This is a genomic window from Bacteroides sp. MSK.20.12 (assembly GCF_019052435.1).
Classification (GTDB): Bacteria; Bacteroidota; Bacteroidia; order Bacteroidales; family Bacteroidaceae; genus Bacteroides; species Bacteroides xylanisolvens.
Genome location: NZ_JAHQVH010000079.1, coordinates 1 through 10,334, shown reverse-complemented (window position 1 = coordinate 10,334; position 10,334 = coordinate 1). Strand labels below are relative to the sequence as shown.

At 41.7% G+C, this 10,334-nt stretch carries 8 protein-coding genes; all 8 read left to right on the top strand.

Annotated features, from left to right (window positions below; genetic code table 11):
* Positions 1–512 precede the first annotated feature (512 nt).
* The 8 genes from KTR06_RS24835 (at position 513) to guaA (ending at position 10,065) form a co-directional block, all read left to right on the top strand.
* Positions 513–593: a potassium-transporting ATPase subunit F gene (locus KTR06_RS24835; RefSeq protein ID WP_073343870.1), complete on the top strand. Its 81-nt coding sequence runs from the start codon at positions 513–515 to the stop codon at positions 591–593.
* A gap of 31 nt (positions 594–624) precedes the next feature.
* Positions 625–2,331, top strand: coding sequence for a potassium-transporting ATPase subunit KdpA (gene kdpA, locus KTR06_RS24010; RefSeq protein ID WP_008640693.1), 1,707 nt, complete (start codon positions 625–627; stop codon positions 2,329–2,331).
* 18 nt (positions 2,332–2,349) lie between these two features.
* Positions 2,350–4,383 carry a potassium-transporting ATPase subunit KdpB gene (kdpB, locus tag KTR06_RS24005; RefSeq protein WP_217290873.1) on the top strand — a complete coding sequence of 678 codons (2,034 nt, stop codon included), beginning with the start codon at positions 2,350–2,352 and terminating at the stop codon, positions 4,381–4,383.
* Between the two features lie 16 nt (positions 4,384–4,399).
* Positions 4,400–4,972, top strand: a complete 573-nt coding sequence (locus KTR06_RS24000) for a K(+)-transporting ATPase subunit C (RefSeq protein ID WP_217290872.1) — start codon at positions 4,400–4,402, stop codon at positions 4,970–4,972.
* 121 nt (positions 4,973–5,093) lie between these two features.
* Positions 5,094–5,858, top strand: coding sequence for a hypothetical protein (locus KTR06_RS23995; protein ID WP_217290871.1), 765 nt, complete (start codon positions 5,094–5,096; stop codon positions 5,856–5,858).
* An 83-nt stretch (positions 5,859–5,941) separates the two neighbouring features.
* The gene (locus tag KTR06_RS23990) at positions 5,942–7,072 is read left to right on the top strand and encodes a sensor protein KdpD (protein WP_008640697.1); all 1,131 of its coding nucleotides are present in this window, start codon (positions 5,942–5,944) and stop codon (positions 7,070–7,072) included.
* Positions 7,073–7,091: 19 nt separating this feature from the next.
* Entirely contained in the window at positions 7,092–8,531 is a 1,440-nt protein-coding gene (locus KTR06_RS23985) for an ATP-binding protein (protein WP_004312964.1), read from the top strand.
* Between the two features lie 226 nt (positions 8,532–8,757).
* Entirely contained in the window at positions 8,758–10,065 is a 1,308-nt protein-coding gene (gene guaA / locus KTR06_RS23980) for a glutamine-hydrolyzing GMP synthase (RefSeq protein WP_004314576.1), read from the top strand.
* The last annotated feature ends 269 nt before the right edge of the window (positions 10,066–10,334 follow it).

The following is a 10,334-nucleotide window of genomic DNA, read 5'->3' as shown; positions in this document are numbered from 1 at the left end:
GAAGTTAAGCCTCGTCACGCCGATGGTACTGCGTAACAGTGGGAGAGTAGGTAGCCGCCGTTTTTAGAGAAGCCCCTTGATTCAGCAACGAATCAAGGGGCTTTCTGTTGTTTGGTACTTTGCAAAATTTCTGTTTTTTGATTTATCAATGGTACTTTGGTATACTTGTATTTCCTCTTTTACTACTCTTTTTTATTTTCACCTCTCTATTATATTGTTTTTCATAATAGCATAATCCATTTCAAAATGGTAGGGTGTTTTCCGTTTGTTATTCTTTTTAGTTCTTTTTTATTGTTTTGAAAATCAATAACTTACTTACTTTTCTCTTTTTCTGGCATACCTTTAGCATTACTTATGGCAAATAATTAGGATTATTAATCATTTAAAAGGTAAAAACATGGGAATAACACTATCATTTATTTTCTGCTTGTTAAGCGGTTTCGCTTGTTTCTGGCTATTTTGGAAATGTGTAGACTGGTTTGAGAATATTTAAAGAAAAAGGAGAATTGATTATGTACACAGCATTATTCGTATTAGGTATTGCGATCTTCGGTTATTTGATGTACGTGCTCGTCAAACCCGAAAAGTTTTAAAGTAACACACACAGTTTAAGGTAAAAAGTATATGAATACAGAAATTTTAGGCGTGGTTGTTCAGATAGCCTTGATGGTGATTCTGGCTTATCCACTGGGAAAATACATTGCCAAGGTCTACAGAGGAGAAAAGACCTGGTCTGATTTTATGGCTCCTATCGAAAGAGTCATTTATAAAGTTTGTGGAATCGACCCCAATGAAGAAATGAACTGGAAACAATTCCTGAAAGCATTGTTGATTTTGAATGCTTTCTGGTTTTTCTGGGGAATGGTACTCTTGGTTTCACAAGGATGGTTGCCCTTAAATCCGGACGGCAACGGACCGCAGACTCCAGATCAGGCATTCAATACCTGTATCAGTTTTATGGTGAACTGTAACTTGCAGCACTATAGCGGTGAAAGCGGACTGACTTATTTTACTCAACTGTTCGTCATCATGCTTTTCCAGTTTATTACCGCAGCAACAGGTATGGCTGCTATGGCAGGTATTATGAAGAGTATTGCTGCAAAAACAACCAAAACGATTGGTAACTTCTGGCAATTTCTGGTAATAAGCTGTACACGTATTTTATTGCCTCTTTCTCTGATTGTAGGTTTTATCCTGATTCTCCAAGGAACTCCGATGGGATTTGACGGTAAGATGAAGGTAACTACGATGGAAGGCCAGGAACAAATGGTTTCTCAAGGTCCTACGGCTGCGATTGTTCCTATCAAACAATTGGGTACAAATGGTGGTGGTTATTTTGGTGTAAACTCTTCTCATCCGTTGGAGAATCCGACATATCTTACTAATATGGTAGAATGTTGGTCTATCCTGATTATCCCGATGGCGATGGTACTTGCGCTGGGTTTCTATACTCGCAGAAAGAAGTTGGCTTACAGTATATTCGGAGTAATGCTTTTCGCTTTTCTGGTAGGCGTATGTATTAATGTCAGTCAGGAAATGGGCGGTAATCCACGCATTGATGAATTGGGAATTGCGCAGGATAATGGTGCGATGGAAGGTAAAGAGGTTCGTTTGGGAGCCGGAGCAACAGCATTATGGAGTATTGTAACTACTGTAACCTCTAATGGTTCTGTGAATGGTATGCATGATTCTACTATGCCGCTGTCCGGAATGATGGAGATGCTGAATATGCAGATTAACACTTGGTTTGGCGGTGTAGGTGTAGGATGGATGAATTACTATACATTTATTATCATTACAGTGTTTATCAGCGGTTTGATGGTAGGACGTACGCCGGAATTCCTCGGCAAGAAAGTGGAAGCCCGCGAAATGAAAATCGCTACGATTGTAGCTCTGCTTCATCCGTTTGTCATTTTGGTATTTACAGCACTCTCAAGTTATATTTATGTGTACCATCCTGATTTTGTGGAAAGTGAAGGTGGATGGTTGAACAACTTGGGATTCCACGGTTTGAGTGAGCAACTTTATGAGTACACTTCTTGTGCCGCCAATAACGGTTCCGGTTTTGAAGGCTTGGGCGATAACACTTATTTCTGGAACTATACGTGTGGTATTGTTCTGATTTTGAGCCGTTTTATTCCTATTATCGGGCAGGTTGCCATTGCCGGATTACTGGCACAGAAGAAATTCATTCCGGAAAGTGCCGGCACATTGAAGACCGATACATTGACTTTCGGAGTCATGACATTTGTGGTTATCTTCATTATTGCTGCGCTGTCGTTCTTCCCGGTACATGCATTGAGTACAATTGCTGAACATTTAAGTTTGTAATACTGAATTAGAGAAGATATGAAAGATAATAAATCAGCTTCTTTGTTTCCAAAGGAGCAAGTTATAGAAAGTTTGAAACAGTCATTCGTGAAACTGAACCCGCGGATGATGATAAAGAACCCGATTATGTTTACAGTAGAAGTGGCTACAGTGGTCATGCTGTTCGTAACACTCTACTCTATTGTAAATTCTTCACAAGGTTCGTTTGCTTACAACATTGCCGTGTTTATCATTCTGTTTGTAACCTTGTTGTTTGCCAATTTTGCCGAAGCTATTGCCGAAGCACGTGGTAAAGCACAGGCCGACAGCTTGCGTAAGACTCGTGAAGAGACACCGGCAAAGAAAGTGGAAGGTAATAAAATCGTTACCGTCAGTTCTTCGCAATTGAAGAAAGGAGATGTGTTTGTTTGTGAGGCGGGAGACGTGATTCCTTCCGACGGTGAGATTATTGAAGGTTTGGCTTCTATTGATGAAAGTGCAATCACCGGCGAGTCTGCTCCGGTCATTCGTGAGGCAGGTGGCGACAAGAGTTCCGTAACGGGTGGCACGAAGGTATTGTCCGATCATATAAAAGTACTGGTGACTACTCAACCGGGAGAAAGTTTCCTTGATAAGATGATTGCATTGGTGGAAGGTGCTTCCCGTCAGAAAACCCCGAACGAGATTGCGTTGACTATTCTGCTGGCAGGTTTTACGCTTGTTTTCGTCATAGTGTGTGTTACCTTGAAACCGTTTGCCGACTATAGTAATACGGTCATCACTATTGCTTCGCTTATTTCTTTGTTTGTGTGTCTGATTCCGACAACTATCGGTGGACTTCTTTCTGCCATCGGTATTGCCGGTATGGACCGTGCGCTTCGTGCCAACGTGATTACTAAATCCGGTAAAGCGGTAGAGACTGCCGGTGATATTGATACGTTGTTGCTGGATAAAACAGGTACTATCACCATCGGTAACCGTAAAGCAACTCATTTCCATACGGCTCCGGGTGTCAATTTGCACGATTTTGTAGAGACTTGTCTGTTGTCTTCCTTGTCCGATGAAACGCCGGAAGGTAAATCTATCGTAGAACTGGGACGCGAGTCGGGCATCCGTATGCGTAACCTGAATACAACGGGAGCACGAATGATTAAGTTTACGGCTGAAACCAAATGTTCGGGAGTAGACCTGGCAGATGGAACGCAAATTCGTAAAGGTGCTTTCGACGCTATCCGTAAGATGGTGGAAGGTGCAGGAAATGAATTCCCGAAAGAAGTGGAAGAGGTCATCTCTTCTATCTCCAGTAATGGTGGTACACCGTTGGTAGTATGTGTAAACAAGAAAGTGACCGGTGTCATTGAGTTACAGGATATTATCAAACCAGGTATTCAGGAACGTTTCGAACGTCTGCGTAAGATGGGAGTGAAGACGGTCATGGTGACAGGAGATAACCCGTTAACTGCAAAATATATTGCCGAAAAAGCCGGTGTGGATGATTTTATCGCTGAAGCTAAACCGGAAGATAAGATGGAATATATCAAGAAGGAACAGCAGGCTGGTAAATTGGTTGCAATGATGGGAGACGGAACGAACGATGCTCCTGCTCTGGCACAAGCCAATGTAGGTGTAGCCATGAATAGTGGTACACAGGCTGCGAAGGAAGCCGGTAATATGGTCGATCTGGATAACGATCCGACAAAACTGATCGAGATTGTGGAAATCGGTAAACAATTGCTGATGACACGCGGTACACTGACCACTTTCTCTATTGCCAATGACGTTGCAAAATATTTCGCAATTGTTCCTGCCTTGTTTATGGTCGCTATTCCCGAATTGGCAGCTCTGAATATCATGCATCTGCATAGTCCTGAAAGCGCCATTCTTTCAGCGGTCATTTTTAATGCGATTATTATTCCGATTCTGATTCCGCTGGCTTTGCGTGGCGTGCAATACAAACCGATAGGTGCGAGTGCTTTACTTCGCCGTAATCTGTTGATCTATGGTTTGGGTGGTGTGATTGTTCCTTTTGTGGGAATCAAGTTGATAGATTTATTGGTAGGTTTATTCTTTTAATTAAAAAACAATAGCAATGAAAACTTTATTGAAGTCATTAAAAATAACACTTGCTTTTTGTGTCTTTTTCTCCGTGTTCTATATCCTTATCTTGTGGTTGTTTGCGCAGGTTGCAGGTCCTAATAAGGGAAATGCCGAGGTAGCTACGCTGGATGGAAAAGTAGTGGGGACAGCCAATGTGGGGCAGATGTTTACAAAAGATATTTATTTCTGGGGACGCCCGTCTTCTGCCGGTGACGGATATGATGCTACGAGTTCTGCAGGTAGTAATAAAGGTCCTACGAATCAGGAATATCTGGATGAAGTGAAAGCGCGTATTGATACTTTCCTTGTACATCATCCTTATTTAGACCGTGCGGATGTGCCTGCCGAAATGGTTACAGCCAGTGCTTCGGGGCTGGATCCTGATATTACTCCCCAATGTGCATACGTACAAGTGAAGAGAGTGGCACAAGCACGCGGATTAACAGAAGAACAAGTAAGAGCGATTGTTGATAAAAGCATCGAAAAACCGTTCCTGGGATTGTTGGGAACAGAAAAGGTGAATGTGCTGAAATTGAATATAGCTCTTGAAGAAAGTAATAAGTAGATGAAGATCAGGAGCAGCGTTCCTGTCCGAATCGTTTGGGTGATACCAGCGGTTCAAATAAACAGGGGGGGATGGGGCGCTGCTTTTTTACAGGAACATAAAATAGAATTAGATAAGAAGTATGAAAAGTTTTTTTAGTAAAAAGAGTATTTTAGGAACAATGGCTGTAGCGGCCGTATGTATGTTGGGAACTGGCAATGTACAAGCACAAGAGTTTACTATACAAGGTGATTTGGTAAGTTCGTATGTATGGCGTGGTATTTATCAGGGGGGTGCCGCTTCTTTTCAACCGACTTTGGGATTTAGCGTAGGTAATTTCTCACTTACTGCATGGGGATCAACCAGTTTGAGTGAGAGTAATAAAGAAATTGACCTCACTGCAGCTTATAAGTTTGGTGAAGCAGGACCGACACTTTCAGTAGCCAGTCTTTGGTGGAACGGACAAGCTGATGTAGCCAATGGAGAACTTACAAATGATTATTTCCATTTTAAGAGTGGCGACACCGGACATCATTTTGAAGCAGGATTAGCTTATACGCTTCCTGTTGAAAAATTCCCGTTGTCTATTGCATGGTATACCATGTTTGCCGGTGCTGACAGGAAGATGACTGACAAGGGGGAAGAAAAACAGGCATATTCTTCTTACGTAGAATTGAATTATCCGTTCAGCGTAAAAGGGGTAGACTTGAATGCTACCTGTGGAGTGGTTCCTTATGAAACTCCGCAGTATAATGTGAATGGTTTTGCAGTGACGAACCTTGCTTTGAAAGCAACGAAAGCTATCAATTTTAATGATAATTTTTCATTGCCTATATTTGTACAGGCTATATGGAATCCACGTTTGGAGGACGCCCATTTAGTATTTGGCGTAACTTTAAGGCCATAAAATAAACTCATGAATTTTTGTGAACCCGTGGTGATCGTGATGATTGCTACGGGTTAGGATGTTTAAAATAACAGAGCAACATAATGGATGATAGAGAACAAAGTGTACAGCATTTTCTGGATCTGATAAAGAGATCTCAGCGAGGTAAGTTTAAGGTCTATATCGGTATGATAGCCGGTGTGGGAAAGTCATATCGTATGCTTCAGGAGGCACATGAACTGTTGGAAAATGGTGTGGACGTGAAAATCGGCTATATCGAGACTCATGGACGTGTCGGGACGGAAGGGATGCTACAAGGACTTCCTGTCATTCCGCGACGTAAAATCTTCTATAAGGGAAAGGAATTGGAAGAAATGGATTTAGATTCTATTATTCGCCTTCATCCCGAAATTGTGATAGTGGATGAATTGGCACATACCAATGTGGAAGGAAGTCTGAATGAGAAACGTTGGCAAGATGTAATGACATTGTTGGATGAAGGAATCAATGTGATTTCGGCAATCAATATTCAGCACATCGAAAGCGTGAATGAAGAAGTGCAGGAGATTACGGGGATTGAAGTGAAAGAACGGGTGCCCGACAGTGTGCTTCAGGAAGCGGATGAGGTGGTGAATATTGACTTGACGGCAGAAGAACTGATTGCCCGTTTGAAAGCGGGAAAGATCTATCGTCCGGAAAAGATTCAGACAGCATTGGATAATTTCTTTAGAACCGAGAATATTCTTCAATTGCGTGAGTTGGCTCTGAAGGAAGTGGCGTTGCGGGTAGAAAAAAAGGTGGAGAATGAAGTGATGATGGGAGTAGCCGTCGGACTTCGGCATGAGAAGTTTATGGCTTGTATCAGTAGTCACGAGAAAACACCCCGACGAATTATCAGAAAGGCGGCAAAGTTGGCAACCCGGTATAATACTACTTTTATAGCTTTGTATGTTCAGACTCCGAGAGAGAGTATGGATCGAATTGATTTGGCCAGTCAACGGTATTTGTTGAATCATTTTAAACTGGTGGCGGAACTTGGGGGAGAAGTTGTCCAGGTGCAGTCGAAAGACATTTTGGGGAGCATCGTCAAGGTTTGTAAAGAGAAACAGATATCGACAGTGTGTATGGGAACTCCTAATTTGAGGCTACCGTACGCTATTTGTTCTATACTGGGATATAGAAAGTTTTTAAATAATTTGTCGCAAGCTAATGTAGATTTGATTATACTTGCATAATATTAATCGTATGAACGTTATGAATATTAAAACGAAACTGATTCTTGGCATTGGGATGTTGGCAGGAATGATTATTTTGTTGGTAACACTTTCAGTAGTGAATCTTCAAACTCTGACTGCGACAGAACCTGATAGTCCTGCTGCTATGCCTGCCTTGGAACGTGCATTGCTATGGATTTCCATAACGGGGGGAATCTGTATCTTGACTGGGCTGATATTGCTTTATTGGCTGCCTCGTTCTATCAGCAAGCCGATAAAGGAGCTGAAAGAAGGAATTCTTGAAATAGCCAATCATAACTATGAGAAGCGTCTCGACATGAGTGACAATGAAGAGTTCCGTGAAGTGGCTGACAGTTTCAACCGGATGGCGGAGCGTTTGACTGAATATCGTGCCAGTACTTTGTCGGATATTCTTTCTGCTAAAAAGTTTATAGAAGCTATTGTTAACAGTATTAACGACCCGATTATCGGTCTGAATACAGAACGTGAGGTTTTGTTTATCAATGATGAAGCCTTAAGTATTCTGAATATGAAACGGGAGAATGTGATTCGTAAATCGGCAGAGGAACTTTCCTTGAAGAATGACCTGCTCCGTCGACTAATTCGTGAGTTGGTGACGCCAAGCGATCAGAAAGAGGCTTTAAAAATTTATGCGGATAATAAGGAAAGTTATTTTAAGGTCTCTTATGTCCCGATCATTAATACGGAGGCTGAAAAAGGGGAACCTCGCAAACTGGGTGATGTCATTTTACTTAAGAATATCACGGAATTCAAAGAACTGGATTCTGCCAAGACTACATTTATTTCAACGATCTCTCATGAATTGAAAACTCCGATTGCTGCTATTATGATGAGTCTACAACTGCTTGAGGATAAGCGTGTCGGTGCACTGAATGATGAGCAGGAACAGCTTTCAAAGAGTATCAAGGAGAATAGCGAACGTTTGTTAAGTATCACCGGAGAATTGCTTAACATGACGCAGGTGGAAGCTGGTAAATTACAGTTGATGCCGAAGATCACCAAACCGATTGAATTGATTGAGTATGCGATTAAAGCTAATCAGGTGCAAGCGGATAAGTTTAATATTCAGATAGAAGTGGAGTATCCGGAGGAGAAAATCGGTAAACTGTTTGTCGACAGCGAGAAGATTGCTTGGGTATTGACGAATCTGTTAAGTAACGCTATTCGTTATTCAAAAGAAAACGGGCATGTGGTTATTGGTGCCAAACAGGATGAAAACTGGATTGAATTGTATGTCCAAGACTTTGGCAAAGGCATTGACCCGCGTTATCACAAAAGTATCTTTGACCGTTATTTCCGTGTACCCGGAACGAAAGTGCAAGGTAGTGGCTTGGGGTTATCTATTTCCAAGGATTTTGTGGAAGCTCATGGCGGTACGCTGACGGTAGAGAGCGAATTGGGTAAGGGGAGTCGGTTTGTGATGCGGTTGAAGGCATAGTTTTGAAGGAGTCTATGAAAGAATTGGGTTATTGCTATCTACTTCCTATGTTGTTTTAATTCTTTGTTGAATTGAATACTATAACAGCAAAAAAACGCGACTCTGTTCTGAAACTTTAGAGAATCAATGTATTATAGTCTCTCTAAAAATCTTTATATTTGCAGACCGTTTGGAAACGATAGTGAATAATAAACAATACAATAACTTAAAAAACAACCAAAATCAGATGAAGCAGGATATGATTGTTATCCTTGACTTGGGTAGTCATGAGAATACGGTGTTGGCTCGCGCCATCCGTGCATTAGGAGTTTATAGTGAGATTTATCCTCACGATATCACAGTGGAAGAACTGAAAGCATTGCCCAATGTAAAGGGTATTATAATTAATGGTGGACCGAATAATGTAATTGATGGCGTTGCTATTGATGTAAATCCAGCTATCTATACTTTGGGGATTCCCGTCATGGCTGCAGGTCACGATAAAGCAACTTGTGAAGTGAAGTTGGCAGAATTTGCGGATGATATTGAGGCTATAAAGGCGGCAGTGAAATCATTTGTTTTCGATGTTTGTAAAGCTGAAGCTAACTGGAACATGAAGAACTTTGTCAATGATCAGATAGAGTTGATTAAGCGTCAGGTGGGCGATAAGAAAGTATTGTTGGCTCTGTCGGGTGGAGTTGATAGCTCTGTGGTAGCAGCTTTACTTCTGAAGGCAATTGGTAACAATCTGGTTTGCGTACATGTTAATCATGGTTTGATGCGTAAGGGAGAGTCTGAAGATGTGGTTGAGGTATTCAGCAACCAGTTGAAAGCAAATCTTATTTATGTAGATGTAACCGATCGTTTCTTGAATAAACTGGCAGGTGTGGAAGATCCGGAACAGAAACGTAAAATTATTGGTGGTGAGTTTATTCGTGTGTTCGAAGAAGAAGCACGTAAGCTGAATGGTATTGACTTCTTGGGGCAAGGGACTATTTATCCGGATATTGTGGAAAGTGGAACGAAAACTGCTAAAATGGTGAAGTCTCACCATAATGTAGGTGGGCTGCCTGAAGACCTTAAGTTCGAGCTTGTGGAGCCGTTGCGCCAATTATTTAAAGATGAAGTTCGTGCTTGTGGCTTGGAGTTGGGATTGCCTTATGAGATGGTTTACCGTCAACCTTTCCCTGGTCCAGGTTTGGGCGTACGTTGTTTAGGTGCTATAACGCGTGACCGTTTGGAGGCTGTACGTGAGTCCGATGCTATTTTGCGTGAAGAGTTTCAGATTGCCGGATTGGATAAAAAGGTATGGCAATACTTTACAGTAGTACCCGATTTTAAATCTGTTGGTGTACGTGATAATGCCCGTTCTTTTGATTGGCCGGTGATTATTCGCGCTGTCAACACGGTAGATGCTATGACGGCTACTATCGAACCGATAGAATGGCCTATCCTGATGAAGATAACAGACCGTATACTGAAAGAAGTGAAGAATGTAAATCGCGTTTGTTATGATATGTCTCCGAAACCTAATGCGACTATAGAATGGGAATAGAGAGACTTTTTAAGTGATATTTCGATAGCCTCAATTTTTTGTAAGTTGAGGCTATTTTTTTTAATATGTTGAACCTTGCCACATTGAATTTGACAGATGTTTAATCTGATTGATATATGATTTGCGTTGGTGTAAACCATAGTGTAAACTGAGCCGTGTAAACCGGCACCAATTGATGTATAAAAGAAAAAGGCACCCAAGAGTGGAAGCCTCTCAAATGCCTTATTCTTATCAAGTAGCGGGACCCGGGATTGAACCGGGGACCTCAT